The following is a 14,283-nucleotide window of genomic DNA, read 5'->3' as shown; positions in this document are numbered from 1 at the left end:
GCGTTTCCCCCGGTACCGCGTATGCATGCACAGCCTCACACAGCCCCGTCCCTCCCGGTCAGCGGGCTCGTCGTCCACAAGACCTACACCATCCGCCGTTCGACGATGCTCATGGGTTTGGGCTGGCTCGCGCTGATGACGGCGTGCAGCGGCACCGCCGGCTGGTACATCCTCAGCAAGGACGACCTCGCCGCCCGCATGATCGCCCGCGAGACGACGCGGCAATACGCCTATGAGGACCGCATCGCCGCCCTGCGTGCGGATGTCGACCGTTATGCCAGCCGCGCCTTGCTCGACCAGGACGGTGTCGAGTCACGCGTCGACGAGCTGGCAACCCGCCAGGCCGAGCTCGAATCGCGACAGTCGCTCGTGACGGCGATGACCGATGCATTGCAATCCAACGGCGTCCTGCCGGCCAACAGGCTTCCCCTGCGCCCACGCGTGGCCAAGCCCGAGGAAGCGATTCGGGCCTCGGGCGTGACGAGCTTCGCGCCGATCATGCCGAGCAAGCCGACCCCTGCCCCCGAGACGCCAGCGCTGCGCGGCGCCGAGGCCAACGCCCAGAATGGCTGGCAGTCGGGCGAGGTCGCCCCGCCCGAGCCCCCCGCCAAGCGGGTCGAGGCGAGCCTGGAGAAGCTCGACAAGGCCATGGCCCGAACCTCCGACGCGCAGCTCGACGCCCTCAAGGAGATGGACCAGAAGGTCGCGGAGGCGCAGAAGAAGCTGCGCAGCGCGCTCGCGGAAACCGGGCTCGACACCGACCGCATGGCTGCCCCGGCCATCGTCGATGGCGGCGTCGGCGGCCCGCTGGTACCGGTGAAGCTCGATCCCTCGGCCGGCCCCTTCGAGGCGACCCTGACCGCGCTGCAGCCGCGTCTGACCTCTCTCATTCGCCTGCGCGGCCTCGCCGAGCAGATGCCGCTCGGCCGGCCGATGACAGGCGATCACGACTTCACCTCGAATTTCGGCTACCGCACCGATCCCTTCACGCGGGGGCTGGCAATGCATACCGGCGTCGATTTCCGCGCCGCGCCGGGCTCCCCGATCCTCGCCACCGCGCCCGGAAAAGTCGTGGCGGCCGAATATAACGGCGGCTACGGCAACATGGTCGAGGTCGAGCACGCCAACGGGCTGAGCACGCGCTATGCTCATATGTCGGCGATCTCCGTCTCGGTCGGCCAGATGGTGAAGGCCGGCACGGTGGTCGGCAAGGTCGGCACGACCGGCCGCTCGACCGGCCCGCATCTGCATTACGAAACCCGGATCAACGAGGAGCCGGTCGATCCGACCCGCTTCCTCAATGCCGGCAGCAAGCTGGCGAACATTCTCTGATGCGCAGAGCCCCTTTGTCATTCCCGGGCATTGCGCAGCAATGAGTCCGGAGCCCATGAACACGGCGCAGCAAAAAGGCGGCATGATTGCCGCCCTTTTTCAGTTTCCGCGCTCATGGGCTCCGAACCGTGCCGTTGCGCGCCGGAATGGCGATGTCGGGCCTAGTCGATATCCTCGACCTCGACCTGGGTGCCGTAAACGCGCTGGGCCAGCGACGCCTCCATGAACGCGTCCAGATCGCCGTCGAGCACGTCGGCAGGCGCTGTCGAGCTCACGCCAGTGCGCAGATCCTTCACGAGCTGATAGGGCTGCAGCACATAAGAGCGGATCTGGTGGCCCCAGCCGATATCGGTCTTGGAGGCCTGCTCGGCATTGGCCTTTTCCTCGCGCTTCTTAAGCTCGACCTCGTAGAGGCGCGCGCGCAGCATGTCCCAGGCCTTGGCCCGGTTCTTGTGCTGCGAGCGCTCCTGCTGGCAGGACACCGCGATGCCGGTCGGGATATGCGTGATGCGCACCGCCGAATCCGTGGTGTTGATGTGCTGGCCGCCGGCGCCCTGGGCACGATAGGTGTCGATGCGGCAGTCCGATTCGTTGATGTCGATGACGATGCGGTCGTCGACGACGGGATAAACCCAGATCGACGCGAACGAGGTCTGCCGCCGGGCATTCGAATCGAAGGGCGAGATGCGCACGAGGCGGTGCACACCCGATTCGGTCTTCAGCCAGCCATAGGCGTTGTGGCCCTTGAACTGCAGCGTCGCCGATTTGATGCCGGCCGTGTCGCCGTCCTGGTATTCGAGCGTCTCGACCTTGAACTTTCGCCGCTCGCCCCAGCGCCGATACATGCGCAACAGCATCTCGGCCCAGTCCTGGCTTTCGGTGCCGCCCGCGCCGGGATGGATTTCGACATAGGTATCGAGCATGTCGGCTTCGCCCGAGAGCAAGGTCTCGACCTGCAGCCGCGCCGCTTCGTCCTGAACGGCCTTGATCGCCTGCTCGCCCTCGGTGACGGTGGCGTCGTCGCCCTCCATCTCGCCGAGTTCGATCAGCGTCAGAGCGTCGTCGAGCTCGCGCTCGAGCTTCCCGATGCCCTCGATCTGGGTCTCGAGCCCGGTGCGCTCGCGCATCAGCTTCTGCGCGGCTTCGGCATCGTTCCAGAAATCGGGCCCCTCCGAGAGGGCGTTGAGTTCCGCTAGGCGGCGCTGGGCTTCATCCCAGTCAAAGATGCCTCCTCAGCAGTCCGATCGACTGCTTGGCGTTATCGAGTTGCGTCTGGATTTCGGGGCGCATGATCGTCGTCAGATCTTCCGTTGTCAGTCTTGGATTCGTAGCGCTGAGATAGGGGCGAAAGACCGCGCTGTAAACGCCCGCCTCATCTTGCGGGTCCCGGGGGGCGTTCACCCTCACCGGCAAAGACAAGGCCCGGATGCGTATCCGGGCCTTGCTGCATCGTGAAAAGCGCTGGTCAGTAGAGGCCGCCGGTGCCCGAGCCGACCGCGCGCCCGCCACCCGCCGGCGCGGCGAACGGGGCGCTGCCGTCGCCCGAGCCGACGACGGAATAGCTGTCGGGCGGCGCAGTGCCGGGCTTGAAGGCCTCGAGGATGCCGCCCTCGCCGCCGGCACGCATGCCGGTGCGTGGATCGACGCGGATCAGCTTGATGCCGGCCGGCACGCGGAACGGCGTCGCGGGCTTGTCCTTGAGCGCCACCGTCATGAAATCGCGGAAGATCGGCGCGGCATACTGGCCCGCCGTCGCGGAGGTGCCGAGCGACTTCGGCTTGTCGAAGCCCATATAGACGCCGACGGCGAGGTCCGGCGAGAAGCCGACGAACCAGACGTCCTTGGCATCGTTGGTCGTGCCCGTCTTGCCGGCGAGCGGCTTGCCGACGGACTTCACCACGGTCGCCGTACCGGCATTGACCACGCCTTCCAGGATCGAGACCATCTGGTAGGCCGTCAGCGGGTCGATGACCTGCTCGCGGTTGTCGATGAGGCGCGGCTCGGTCTGGTTCGCCCATTTATCGGCATTGCAGCCCTCGCAGACGCGCTGGTCGTGCCGGAAGATGGTGGAGCCGGTGCGGTCCTGGATGCGGTCGATCAGCGTCGGCCGGATGCGCTTGCCGCCATTGACCAGCATCGAATAGGCCGCCGTCATCCGCATCACCGTCGTCTCGCCGGCGCCGAGCGCCATCGAGAGCACGGGCTGGAGATCGTCATAGATGCCGAAGCGGCGGGCATATTCCGCGATCAGCGGCATGCCGACATCCTTGGCCAGGCGCACCGTCATCAGGTTCTTCGAGAACTGGATGCCGTAGCGCAGCGTGCGCGGCCCCACCGACTTGCCGTCGAAGTTCTCGGGCCGCCACATGCCCAACCCCGGCCCCTGGTCGATCTCGATCGGCGCGTCGAGGATGATGCTGGACGGGGTGTAGCCATTGTCCAGCGCCGTCGAATAGACGAAGGGCTTGAAGGACGAGCCCGGCTGGCGCATCGCCTGGGTGGCGCGGTTGAACTCCGACTGGTCGTGCGAGAAGCCGCCGACCATGCCGAGCACGCGGCCGGAGAACGGGTCCATCACGACAATGGCGCCATTGACCTCCGGCAGCTGACGCAGGCGGGCATAGCCCGGCCGGTTCTCGATCGGTTCGACATAGACGACATCGCCGGCCGAAACCACCTGCGAGACACGGCCACGGCGGGTCCATTTGATCCCGTCCGCAGCTAGCGTGACCGTTTCGCGGCGGGTGTTGAGGTTGCCGGCATTGTCGCGCAACGGATGCAGGCCGAGCCTGGCGCTGTCGCCGTTGGCGTCGAGCACCACGGCGAGCCGCCAGGGCGCCACATCGCCCAGCACCGGCAATTCGCCGAGCGCCTTGCCCCAGTCCTGCCCGGCGATATCGAGCTTCTGGATGGCGCCACGCCAGCCGCGCGCCTCGTCGAACCGCACGAGACCGTCGACCAGCGCCTTGCGCGCCGTCAGCTGGATCTTGGGATCGACCGTGGCACGGACCGACAGGCCGCCTTCGAGCAGCTTCTTCTCGCCATAGCGATCCTGCAATTCGCGGCGGATTTCCTCGGCGAAATAGCCGGCGGCGATGTTGTTCGGCGAGACCTGGCGCGGATTGACGCCGAGCGGCTGCTTCTTGGCGGCTTCGGCGACGTCGCGCTTGACGTAACCGTTCTCGACCATGCGGTCGATCACGTAGTTGCGGCGTTCGATCGCCCGATCGGTATTGCGGAAGGGCTGCAGATCGCTCGGCGCCTTCGGCAGCGCCGCGAGATAGGCGGCCTCCTGCAGGTTCAGCTCATGCACCGACTTGCCGAAATAGTTCAGCGCCGCCGCGGCGATGCCGTAGCTGCCGAGCCCCGGCGCCGGCGCGCCGAGATAGATCTCGTTGAGATAGAGCTCGAGGATCTTGTCCTTCGAGTAGGTCGATTCGAGCTTCAGCGCGACGAGCGCCTCGCGGATCTTGCGCTCGAGCGACTGCTCCGAGCCGACGAGGAAGTTCTTCGCCACCTGCTGGGTGATGGTCGAGGCGCCCTGCGGCCTGCGATTGGCGCCGCGGTTGCGGAAGTTATAGATCGCGGCGCGGGCGAGGCCCTCGGGATCGACGCCCATATGCTTGTAGAAATTCTTGTCCTCGGCCGAGATATAGGCATCGACGACGAGCTTCGGCACCGCCTGGATCGGGATGTAGAGCCGGCGCTCGCGGGCATATTCGGCGATCAGGCTGCCGTCGCCCGCATGGACGCGGGTCATCACCGGCGGCTCGTAGTTCCGAAGCTGGGCGTAATCCGGCAGATCCCTGGAATAATGCCAGATCAGGCCGCCGAGCACGGCCGCGCCGATCACGAAAGCGATCGTGCCGGCAGCGAACAACCATCCGAAGATTCGCAGGATAAACCGCATCTCAGGTCCCGGACCCCATCTCTGCCACCCGGCACGCGCCGAAACGGGGCGCTTTGCAACGGCAAGCTATAACATGACCGTGATGGCGGAACCGTGGCTTCGCGACCACAATTCGTGTCAACTTGACACCATCTCGCGAACTTAAGGCGCGTGCCGGTTCTCGGCTGCCTGCCCGACAGAGGCACGCTCCCGGGCAAAGTACTCGTCCACCGCCGCACCGACGGCACCAACCGCTTTTCCGCGCCATTCGGCGGAAGTCAACAGCTCGGCATCCTTCGGGCTCGACATGTAGCCGAGCTCGATCAGCACCGAAGGCACGTCCGGCGCGCTCAGCACCCAGAACCGCGCGGAGCGCAGCGGGATCTTGTGCATCCGGACCGAGGCCCCCATCTTTTCGACCAGATTGCGGGCGAAGACACCCGAGAAGGTGCGGGTCTCGCGCCGTGCCAGATCGATCAGGATGCCGGCGACGTCCTGCACCTCCTCGCTGGTTTCCAGCCCCGCCACGGCATCGGCCTGGTTCTCTTTGGCGGCGAGCCTGGCAGCCTCGGCGTCGGTCGCCCGTTCGGAGCGCGTATAGACGGTGGCACCCCGGACATCCTGGGCCTGCGTCAGCGAATCGGCATGGATCGAGATGAACAGGTCCGCCTTTTCGTCCTGCCCGATCTTCACCCGGTCGCCGAGCGACACGAAGCGGTCGTCGTCACGGGTCATCACCACGCGATAGCGGCCGGAGGCTTCGAGCTGCTGCTTCAGCGCAAGGCCGAAATTCAGCACCACCGATTTCTCGGCAATCGAGGCGACGAGCGTACCGGGGTCGATGCCGCCATGACCGGGATCGATGACGATCGTGCGGCGCGCCTCTCCCGTGGGCTTCGCCGGCGTCGGCAGCGCGGCCGTGACGTTCGGCTTCCTCGCCTTGGCGGCCTCGGCCAGGAATTCGGTGCGACCAGTCTTCCGGAGCTCGATCACCAGTTCGCCGAGCCCGCCCCGAAGGGCACGAACCTCGGCCTTCGCGATCGCCGCCGGCTGCGAAAGGTCGATGATGATTCGGGCCTTGTCGGCCGTGAACAGCCCGTAGCGATAGGCGCCGATGAAGCCGGCGGTCTTGCGGGCGCCGGGCTGAATCTGGAAATTCGTCGATGGCATCTCGACAATGACGCGGTCGGGCGCTGCCTGCACCCAGGCCTCGACGTCGATGACGGTCGAAAGCGCCATGGTCAGCTTGACGATGTCGCCTTGCTGCTCGAGCCGCGCATCAGTCGCGACGGGAAATTCGCTCTGCGACCTGCCTGGCTCGCCGAACGCCGGAACGGCGCCAAGAAGGATGCAAAGCCCCACCATCGGCCAGACACGGGACCACGCGCGCGAAACCGCTCTCCAGCGCCCCACAGCCCGGAAAAAGCCCGATTCGACCTGGCGGATGCGTGAAAACAGCTCAAAAATCCCGCTTGTCGTCACCAAGACTTAACCATAGCGACCCGAATTCCTAACAGGCCGTTACCACGACATCATCGCGCGATGAACCGCGCCGCCATGCGTTCCGCGCGATCCGGTTGCGATGTGACTTGCAAATCACTGTGACCTATCTGTAATGGAACATGGTTGCCCGCCAACCTGCCCATAGGACACATCCGGATCGAACCATCCGTCGGCGTCCGGAGCAGGTTGGGCCTCCGCCCATCCGGGTGGTGGCAGCAGGTCGACCGTAATGGATCGTCCGCAGAGGGCGGGCCGGGATCGCGAGTTCAGCGCCCTGCCCTGTCTCGCGAGCGTGCAAACGCGGAGCGTCCTGTCGAGAGACGGGCGCGCCGCAGGTCAGGGCAGATGACGGGGCAAGCGACGCCGCACGTATCATCGGTGAAGCATTCAAACCTGCGGGATTGCGCTGGGCGTTTCGTTCGCTCTGCCTTCCCCAGCCGCCTTCCTGTCTCGACCGAATTCTCCCTCCTGCAACATGCCGGCTCGCGCCGGCCCTTCAGCGGCGCCCTGGCTCGCGGCAGCGGATTCTTGTCCGCAGCCTCGCGGGTCTTGCCAGCGGCCGCGCCCATGGAAATTTCTGATGGCCAACAAAATGCTGATCGATGCCACCCACCCGGAAGAGACCCGGGTCGTGGTGGTGCGCGGATCCCGCGTCGAAGAGTTTGATTTCGAATCCGCCAGCCGCAAGCCGCTCCGCGGCAACATCTATCTCGCCAAGGTGACCCGCGTGGAGCCGTCGCTCCAGGCGGCCTTCGTGGAATATGGCGGCAACCGGCACGGCTTCCTCGCCTTCTCCGAGATCCACCCGGACTACTACCAGATCCCTGTCGCCGACCGGCAGGCGCTCATCGAGGACGAGGCGCGCGCCGAGCGTGACGAAGAGCGCGACGAGGAGCGCCGCGAGAAGCGCGGCCGCCGCGACCGCGGGCGCCGTGGCGACCGCGATCACCGCGCCAAGAAGGCTGCTGCCGACGAGACCGTCTCGGCCGAGATCGAGACGGCTGGCGAGAGCGCTGGCGAACATGTCGAGACCGACGGCAAGCAGGCCGCCATGGTCAACGAGGGCGCGCCGGCTTTCGGCGAGTCCTTCGCGCCGGCCATTGCCGAATCGGCGACCGAGGACGCCGTCGAAAACGCCGCGCCGCTGACCTTCGAGACGACGGAAGCGGTCGCATCGGCCGACGAGGCCGCCTCGTCCGAGAATCAGTTGGAAGCTCGCAAGCCTTCCGACCCCGAGGATGGCGACGACGAGGATCATGGTGACGAGGCCGAAGAGGCTCCCGAGCAGATCGGCGGCGGCGACGCCCTCGACGACATGCCCGAGCGGCCGCACCGCCAGTCGCGCCGCCAGTACAAGATCCAGGAGGTGATCAAGCGCCGCCAGATCATCCTGGTCCAGGTCGTGAAGGAGGAGCGCGGCAACAAGGGCGCGGCGCTGACCACCTATCTCTCGCTCGCCGGCCGCTACTCGGTGCTGATGCCGAACACCGGCAAGGGCGGCGGCATCTCGCGCAAGATCACCAATGCCGAGGACCGCAAGCGCCTCAAGGAGATCGCCCAGGAGCTGGAGGTGCCGGAGGGCATGGGCCTGATCCTGCGCACGGCCGGCGCCTCGCGCACCAAGGTCGAGATCCGGCGCGACTACGAATATCTGATGCGGATGTGGGAGAGCGTGCGCGAGCTGACGCTGGCTTCCGTCGCCCCGGCGCTGGTCTATGAGGAGGGCAACCTCGTCAAGCGCTCGATCCGCGACCTCTACAACAAGGACATCGACGAGGTTCACGTCGCCGGCGAGGAGGCCTATCGCGAGGCCAAGGACTTCATGCGCATGCTCATGCCGAGCCATGCCAAGAGCGTGAAGCCCTATCGCGACCAGACCCCGCTCTTCGCCGCCTTCGGCGTCGAGAGCCAGCTCGACGCGATGTTCTCGAACACGGTGACGCTGAAGTCCGGCGGCTACCTCGTCATCAACCAGACCGAAGCGCTGGTCGCGATCGACATCAACTCGGGCCGTTCGACCCGCGAGCACAATATCGAGGACACCGCCCTCAAGACCAATCTCGAAGCGGCCGAGGAAATCTCCCGCCAGCTCAGGCTGCGCGACCTCGCCGGCCTCGTCGTGATCGACTTCATCGACATGGAGGAGAACCGGAACAACCGGGCCGTCGAGAAGAAGCTGAAGGAATGCCTCAAGGACGACCGTGCCCGCATCCAGCTGGGGCGCATCTCGGCCTTCGGCCTGCTCGAGATGTCGCGCCAGCGCATCCGCACCGGCGTGCTCGAGAGCTCCTCGATCCCCTGCCCGCACTGCGCCGGCGCCGGCATGATCCGCTCGACGCCCTCCGTCGCGCTGCAGATTCTGCGCGCGCTGGAGGAGACGCTGATCAAGAGCGCCTCGCACAACCTCACCATCCGCACCCGGCCGGAGGTCGCGCTCTACGTCCTCAACCAGAAGCGCGCGCATCTGGCCGATCTCGAAAACCGTTTCGCCATCGCGATCACGATCTCGACCGATGTGAACCTGCTCGGCACCCGCTATTTCGAGCTGGAGCGCGGCGAGTTCGTCGGTAATGAGGGCCGGGTCGTACCTTCGCCCTTCAAGGCCGAGGCGGTCGCCTCCGATGTCGATGACGAGGCACTCGACGCCGCCGCCGAGGCCGCCGCACTCGACGCCGAGACCGGCGACAGCGAGACGGCCGCCGGCGACGCGCAGGAGGAGCGCGGCGAAGGCGAGGCCGAGAGCCGAGAGAACCGCCGTCGCCGCCGGCGCCGGCGTCGTCGGCGGGGTGGCGAGCGCGACCAGCAGGACATGCAGGGCGAAGGCACCGCGAGCGAGGACGGCGAAGGCGGCGATGATGACGAGGGCGAGGAATCGGCAAGCGCCGAGACCGTCGTCGAGAGCGCGACCGAAGCTCCGGCAATCGAGGCGGTAGCCGCCGAGGAAGCCGCGTCTCCGGCCGAGGAGCCCAAGCCGAAGCGCAGCCGCGCCCGCAAGCCGAAGGCGACGAAGGAGGCCGAGGCGGCCAAGGAGGTCGCGGCCGATATCGTCGTCGCGGAAGCCGCGCCAGTCGAAGCCGAAAAGCCGAAGCGTAGCCGGTCGCGGAAGAAGGTCGTTCCGATCACCGAGGGAGGTGCTGCCGGGTCTGCGCCCGCGCCGGTGGAGCCCGAGGCGCCTGCCCGTGCCGAGAAGCCGGCCAAGGCTGCTGTGGAGCCCGCTGCGGAGGCCGAGCCCAGCGCCGCCGCTGCGCCGCCTGCCCCGGAACCCGAGCCGGCTCCCGCTCCGCGCCCCGTCGAAGAGCCCGTCGCGGTCGTCCTGACCGAGCCGGATCCGACACGGCCGAAGCGCGGTGGTTGGTGGAACAAGCTCGCCGGCCGTTCCTGAGCCGAGAGAACATCGCAAGATCGAAAGGCCCGCTGCTCCGCAGCGGGCCTTTTTCATGATCCGACCTCGCCAGCCATTGGCCGCAGCCGCGAAGCGGGGCATCATCGGCAGGCTCGCAAGCCATCCGAGGGGCAAGCATGCCGCCACCGCGCAGCACGGAGCATGTCGTCCTGAGCGTCCTGTCGGCGGCGGCCTTGGCCGCGCTCGCCATTCTCGCATGGCGCGCCGTCGGCTGGTTGGGCGTCGGCGTGCTCGGCCTGCTCGTCCTGTTCATCGCCGTCAGGGTCGAACTCGAAGGCAATCGCCCGATGGGCCCGCAGATGACGCCCGGCCTCTATGCCGACCAGTATCGCAGCGAGGCGGAGGCCGAGCCGGCTGCGCGTGCTGGCCGCCGCGCGGAACGCCTGTCGGTCATCGGCGCCGCCCGGCTCGCCCGCCTGTTCGGTGCCGTGCTCGCGGTGACGGGCTTCGGGCTGTTCCTGTTGCTCTGACGCTTGAGCGCCATCAGCCCGCCGCAGGCGCGAGCGGGGTCGGCGGCGGCACGGTCGAGATCGCCGCGGCCGCCCCGGCCTGCGTGCCCTGGTCGCCGCCGCGCACCGTGACCGCGTTCGAGGCGAAGGGGATCCTGGCCTCGTTCAGCACCCGGTAGACCCGCTTCAGCGCCTCGCGCTGCAACGCCGAGGCCTGGTTCGGCTTGGCCGTGAATTTCAGCCGGATCACGATGGCGCTGTCGGTGATGTCGGCGACGCCCTGCATCTTGAGCGGGGCGATGAAATGCGGACCGAATTCCGGATCCTCGAGCAAGGCGAGGCCGGTCTTCTTGATCGCCTTGCGCGCCTGCTCGATATCGGCCGAATGGTCGAGGCGGACATTGAACTTCACCGTCGCCCAGTCGCGGCTCGCATTGGTCAGCGACGAAATCTGGCCGAACGGCACGGTGTGGATCTGGCCACTCTGATGGCGCAACTGGATCGAACGCAGCGAGATCTTCTCCACCGTGCCCTTGAGCCGGCCGGTATCGACATATTCGCCGACGCGGAAGGCGTCCTCGATCATGAAGAACATGCCCGAGACGATGTCGCGCACGAGCGTCTGCGAACCGAAGGAAAAGGCGAGGCCGAGAATGCCGAAACCGGCAAGCAGCGGGCCGATATCGACGCCGAGGCGGGAGAGCACGACGAGGATGGTCAGGCCGATCACCGCGCCGAGAATGACGCCGCGCAGGACCGGCAGAACCGTGGCGAGACGGGTCGGAACGGCATCGTCATGGGCGGCCTCCTCATCGGCGGGACCGACGACGAGGCGCTTCGGCGCATAGGCATCGAAGAACGCGCGCAGGAAGACCAGCGCCACCCAGCCGGCGAAAGCGAAGACGACCACGCCGGCCGCCTGGCGGGAAAAGACCACGAACTGGTCCGAGCTCATCCCGAGCAGCAAGGCGGCCCAGAGCCGCGCCAGCACGAAGAGGCCGGCTGCCCAGATCACACCGACCGCGGCGGCCCGCAGCGCCGCGCCGCCGGCCTGAGACAGAGGCGTCGCCCCCTGCGTCGTCTGGCGATGCATGGCCCGGCAATGCATCAGGCTGGAGATGCCCACGACGAGAATCGGCAGGATCACGATGGCGGTCTGCGTCAGCGCACCGGCCTCGGCCCAGCGCCCGCCATTCGTCATCATCGCCGCCCCGGCCTCGACGAGCCAGAGCAGGATGCTCGCCGCCATGTAGAACCAGGCAGCCCCGGCCGCCACCATGCGCCGCACCACGCCCGGCGACGAGGCCCCGGACAGCACCAGCGCCGCGAGGTCATGGCGCATGTCGTAGAACCACCAGAGCTTGAACAGCGTCACCGCGAAACCGGTCAGCGCGATGAGACCGGCAGCCGGCAGGGGATCATGCGCGACGTGGTGCGTGAGCAGGATGCTGGTGACGATCACCGGCGTCGCGATCGCATAGAGGACCAGCAGCCGGAAGTGATGGTCGGCCCGCGGCAGCGGCATGATGCGCCGCTCCGGCGCACCGGGCGCCAGCAGGAAACGGCCGACGGCGATGTAGATCGCTCCGATGGCAGCGCCGTTGGTCGCCGTCGTCAGGCTGATCGAGGCGATGTCGCTCTCCGGCAGCCAGGCGTTGCGGGCGATCCGCACGACCAGCAGCGCCAGCAGGATCGTCAGCATGTCCTCGGCGAGGCCGTAGGCGGAGGCGATCAGGCGCGGCGTGAATTCCGGCCCGGCCGGCACGCGCTTGCGGGCGAACCAGCCCGCACAGGCGGCCCGCACCAGGAAGGCCACGGCCAGCGCGAGCGCCACGATCGACAGGATGCGCCAGCCGGCCGGCAAGCCGGTTTGCCCATTGGCATTGCGCTGCCAGGCAGCCTGCCAATCCGCCGGCAGCCCGGCAATGCTCGGTATCGCCCTGTTGCCATAGTCGATGCCGTCGACGACCCGGTCGAGCAGCGCGTCGATCTGGCCGGAGAGCATGTCGTCCCCGGTCGATGGCATTCCGACCGGCGTGGCCTTCGCGGGCGCGGCCGGCTTCGATGCCGATTTTGGCTTCTTGTCGGTCGCGTCGGGCGCAGGCGGCGGAGCCGTTCCGGCCAGCCTGATCTCGACCTGCCGGCCGCCGGCCGACAGCGCGTTCACCGTATTGGCGATCGTCTCGGGCGTCTCGTCGCCGCGCAATGTCAGGACGACCGGGGGCTGGGCCGGCGTCTGGGCGCGCGCGGCATGGCCGGCAACGAGCATGGCCAGACAGGCCAGGACCAGAGAAACGCCCCATCTCATGACAGCCGGGCCGGCCGCGCCACGATTCATGGCAGATCTCCGCTTCGCGCTCGCCACTGACAATGCTGAGCTTTGGCGGAGCCTGGCAAGGGGCTCGCGCTCAAAGCTCGTCGTCAGCGCGTCTTGAGCCAGGTTCCGAGGCGCGAAACGGCCTCCTCGCATTCAGTGAGAGAGCCCGCGAAGGAGAGCCTGACGGTGCGCGCCCCACGCCCCTCGTCGAAATCGAGCCCGGGCGTGATCGCGACCCCCGCCCTTTCGAGAGCGTCGCGGCAGAAGCTCATGGAATCGTTCGAATATCGGCCGACGTCGAGATAGATGTAGAAGGCGCCGTCGACCGGCAGGAAATCCCCCAGCCCGATCTGCGGGAGGGCCTTCAGCAGGAAGGCGCGGTTCGCGGCGTAGCCGGCCTTGATGGCTTCACATTCTTCCGTCGCGTCGAAGGCAGCCTCGCCGGCGACCTGGCTGAGATAGGGCACCGAGATCGAGAAATTCTGCTGCAGCCGCTCGATCGTCCTGACGAGACGCGGCGGTACCACCAGCCAGCCGACTCGCCAGCCGGTCATGCAGTAATATTTGGAGAAGGAGTTGACGATGATCGCGTCGGGATCGGCGGCGAGCGCCGTGGTCGCCGGCGCCTCATAGGTCAGGCCGTGATAGATCTCGTCGGAAATGTACCAGAGCCCGAGCCGACGGCAGCAGGCGGCGACCTCCGCGATGGCCTCAGGTGTCATCACCACGCCGGTCGGGTTGGCGGGGCTCATCGTCAGCACGCCGGCGAGCGGCTTTTCGCGATGGGCGCGCTCGATCAGTTCGGGTGTCAGCGCAAAACGGGTCTCTGGCCCGACCTCGATCGCGACCGGTTCCAGCCCGAGCGCGATCAGGATGTTGCGATAGGCCGGATAGCCCGGCGCCGTGATCGCGATCCGTGCGCCCGGCTGGAAGCAGGCGAGGAAGGCCAGGATGAAGCCGCCCGAGGAGCCCGTCGTCACCACGACCCGCTCCGCCGCCACGTCCGCGCCATAAGCCTCGCGATAATGGCGGGCGATGCGAGCCCTCAGCGAATCCGTGCCCAGCGCCTGGGTGTACCCGATCCGGCCATCCTCCAGCGCATGCGAGACGGCGGTGCGGATCGAGCGTGGCGTCGGCGCGGAGGGCTGGCCGACTTCCATATGCACGACCGAGCCGCCCTTGCGCTCGATGGCCGCCGCCTGGTTCATCACGTCCATGACGATGAATGGGGCGACGCGCTGGGCTCGTTCCGCAAGGGCGGGCAGGCCGGAAGCTGGAAAGCTGGGTTGCGGCATCGTCATGTCCGTTTGCGGCGATCTGGCCGCGGGCGTAGCCGAGGCCGCCGCCGCCTGCAACCTGCGGCAAGGGAGCCGATCGGAGCATCCGGGTC

At 67.4% G+C, this 14,283-nt stretch carries 8 protein-coding genes; 3 read left to right on the top strand and 5 right to left on the bottom strand.

The window, feature by feature from the left end; genetic code table 11:
• Window positions 1-21 precede the first annotated feature (21 nt).
• A complete protein-coding gene (locus GGC47_RS25025; RefSeq protein ID WP_142021002.1) occupies window positions 22-1,332 on the top strand; it encodes a M23 family metallopeptidase in 1,311 nt (436 codons plus the stop codon).
• Between the two features lie 161 nt (window positions 1,333-1,493).
• Here the strand turns inward: GGC47_RS25025 and prfB are convergent.
• From prfB to GGC47_RS25010, 3 genes are all read right to left on the bottom strand, one after another.
• A protein-coding gene (prfB, locus tag GGC47_RS25020; protein WP_112762279.1) for a peptide chain release factor 2 occupies window positions 1,494-2,622 on the bottom strand; the annotation gives its coding sequence in 2 pieces (ribosomal slippage) (window positions 1,494-2,552 and window positions 2,554-2,622; 1,128 coding nt in all).
• A gap of 175 nt (window positions 2,623-2,797) precedes the next feature.
• Window positions 2,798-5,242: a penicillin-binding protein 1A gene (locus GGC47_RS25015; protein WP_038365742.1), complete on the bottom strand. Its 2,445-nt coding sequence runs from the start codon at window positions 5,240-5,242 to the stop codon at window positions 2,798-2,800.
• Between the two features lie 141 nt (window positions 5,243-5,383).
• Window positions 5,384-6,460, bottom strand: coding sequence for an N-acetylmuramoyl-L-alanine amidase (locus GGC47_RS25010; RefSeq protein ID WP_185747845.1), 1,077 nt, complete (start codon window positions 6,458-6,460; stop codon window positions 5,384-5,386).
• 844 nt (window positions 6,461-7,304) lie between these two features.
• On the opposite strand from GGC47_RS25010, the gene GGC47_RS25005 reads away from it, so the two are divergent.
• Both GGC47_RS25005 and GGC47_RS25000 read left to right on the top strand, forming a co-directional pair.
• Window positions 7,305-10,106 (top strand): Rne/Rng family ribonuclease, encoded by a 2,802-nt coding sequence (locus GGC47_RS25005; RefSeq protein ID WP_142021003.1) that lies wholly within the window; start codon window positions 7,305-7,307, stop codon window positions 10,104-10,106.
• A gap of 137 nt (window positions 10,107-10,243) precedes the next feature.
• Entirely contained in the window at window positions 10,244-10,597 is a 354-nt protein-coding gene (locus GGC47_RS25000; protein ID WP_142021004.1) for a hypothetical protein, read from the top strand.
• Window positions 10,598-10,610: 13 nt separating this feature from the next.
• Here the strand turns inward: GGC47_RS25000 and GGC47_RS24995 are convergent, their stop codons facing one another.
• Complete coding sequence (locus GGC47_RS24995) at window positions 10,611-12,914, bottom strand: mechanosensitive ion channel family protein (protein ID WP_429069517.1); 2,304 nt, start codon at window positions 12,912-12,914, stop codon at window positions 10,611-10,613.
• 83 nt (window positions 12,915-12,997) lie between these two features.
• Window positions 12,998-14,188, bottom strand: a complete 1,191-nt coding sequence (locus tag GGC47_RS24990; protein WP_429069516.1) for a pyridoxal phosphate-dependent aminotransferase — start codon at window positions 14,186-14,188, stop codon at window positions 12,998-13,000.
• Between the last annotated feature and the right edge of the window lie 95 nt (window positions 14,189-14,283).

It is taken from the genome of Allobosea sp. OAE752, assembly GCF_050433265.1.
Classification (GTDB): Bacteria; Pseudomonadota; Alphaproteobacteria; order Rhizobiales; family Beijerinckiaceae; genus Allobosea; species Allobosea spartocytisi.
Note: the sequence above shows the minus strand (reverse complement) of the source record. Positions and strands in the feature narration are given on the sequence as shown.

Excerpts from the sequence above, each read along its gene's own strand:
- GGC47_RS25005 (WP_142021003.1), top strand. The coding sequence starts at position 7,305 with ATGGCCAACAAAATGCTGATCGATGCCACCCACCCGGAAGAGACCCGG.
- GGC47_RS24995 (WP_429069517.1), bottom strand. The coding sequence starts at position 12,914 with ATGAATCGTGGCGCGGCCGGCCCGGCTGTCATGAGATGGGGCGTTTCT.
- GGC47_RS25000 (WP_142021004.1), top strand. The coding sequence starts at position 10,244 with ATGCCGCCACCGCGCAGCACGGAGCATGTCGTCCTGAGCGTCCTGTCG.
- GGC47_RS25015 (WP_038365742.1), bottom strand. The coding sequence starts at position 5,242 with ATGCGGTTTATCCTGCGAATCTTCGGATGGTTGTTCGCTGCCGGCACG.
- GGC47_RS25025 (WP_142021002.1), top strand. The coding sequence starts at position 22 with ATGCATGCACAGCCTCACACAGCCCCGTCCCTCCCGGTCAGCGGGCTC.
- GGC47_RS24990 (WP_429069516.1), bottom strand. The coding sequence starts at position 14,188 with ATGCCGCAACCCAGCTTTCCAGCTTCCGGCCTGCCCGCCCTTGCGGAA.
- GGC47_RS25010 (WP_185747845.1), bottom strand. The coding sequence starts at position 6,460 with ATGGCGCTTTCGACCGTCATCGACGTCGAGGCCTGGGTGCAGGCAGCG.